This window comes from Pantoea sp. UYEF8, from assembly GCF_040546285.1.
In the GTDB taxonomy this organism is placed as follows: Bacteria; Pseudomonadota; Gammaproteobacteria; order Enterobacterales; family Enterobacteriaceae; genus Pantoea; species Pantoea brenneri.
Genome location: NZ_JBEPNM010000035.1, coordinates 1 through 1,477, shown reverse-complemented (window position 1 = coordinate 1,477; position 1,477 = coordinate 1). Strand labels below are relative to the sequence as shown.

At 54.0% G+C, this 1,477-nt stretch carries 1 rRNA gene; it reads left to right on the top strand.

The window, feature by feature from the left end:
• A 23S ribosomal RNA gene (locus ABIB18_RS23690) occupies nucleotides 1-1,447 on the top strand; the annotation flags it as partial.
• Between the last annotated feature and the right edge of the window lie 30 nt (nucleotides 1,448-1,477).

Genomic DNA, 1,477 nt, shown 5'->3' with positions numbered 1-1,477 from the left:
CCCGGTTTAAGCGTGTAGGTGTGTGTTCCAGGCAAATCCGGTTCACTTTACACTGAGGCGTGACGACGAGGCACTACGGTGCTGAAGTGATAAATGCCCTGCTTCCAGGAAAAGCCTCTAAGCATCAGGTAACACAAAATCGTACCCCAAACCGACACAGGTGGTCAGGTAGAGAATACCAAGGCGCTTGAGAGAACTCGGGTGAAGGAACTAGGCAAAATGGTGCCGTAACTTCGGGAGAAGGCACGCTGGCGCGTAGGTGGAGGGACTTGCTCCCCGAGCCGAAGCCAGTCGAAGATACCAGCTGGCTGCAACTGTTTATTAAAAACACAGCACTGTGCAAACACGAAAGTGGACGTATACGGTGTGACGCCTGCCCGGTGCCGGAAGGTTAATTGATGGGGTTATCCGTAAGGAGAAGCTCTTGATCGAAGCCCCGGTAAACGGCGGCCGTAACTATAACGGTCCTAAGGTAGCGAAATTCCTTGTCGGGTAAGTTCCGACCTGCACGAATGGCGTAATGATGGCCAGGCTGTCTCCACCCGAGACTCAGTGAAATTGAACTCGCTGTGAAGATGCAGTGTACCCGCGGCAAGACGGAAAGACCCCGTGAACCTTTACTACAGCTTGACACTGAACATTGAGCCTTGATGTGTAGGATAGGTGGGAGGCTTTGAAGCGCGGACGCCAGTCCGCGTGGAGCCAACCTTGAAATACCACCCTTTAATGTTTGATGTTCTAACGTGGCCCCGTTATCCGGGGTGCGGACAGTGTCTGGTGGGTAGTTTGACTGGGGCGGTCTCCTCCTAAAGCGTAACGGAGGAGCACGAAGGTCAGCTAATCACGGTCGGACATCGTGAGGTTAGTGCAATGGCATAAGCTGGCTTGACTGCGAGAGTGACGGCTCGAGCAGGTGCGAAAGCAGGTCATAGTGATCCGGTGGTTCTGAATGGAAGGGCCATCGCTCAACGGATAAAAGGTACTCCGGGGATAACAGGCTGATACCGCCCAAGAGTTCATATCGACGGCGGTGTTTGGCACCTCGATGTCGGCTCATCACATCCTGGGGCTGAAGTAGGTCCCAAGGGTACGGCTGTTCGCCGTTTAAAGTGGTACGCGAGCTGGGTTTAGAACGTCGTGAGACAGTTCGGTCCCTATCTGCCGTGGGCGCTGGAGAATTGAGGGGGGTTGCTCCTAGTACGAGAGGACCGGAGTGAACGCACCACTGGTGTTCGGGTTGTCATGCCAATGGCATTGCCCGGTAGCTAAGTGCGGAAAAGATAAGTGCTGAAAGCATCTAAGCACGAAACTTGCCCCGAGATGAGTTCTCCCTGACTCCTTGAGAGTCCTGAAGGGACGTTGAAGACGACGACGTTGATAGGCCGGATGTGTAAGCGCAGCGATGCGTTGAGCTAACCGGTACTAATGACCCGTGAGGCTTAACCTTACAACGCCAGAGGCGTTTTGAGAGACGAAA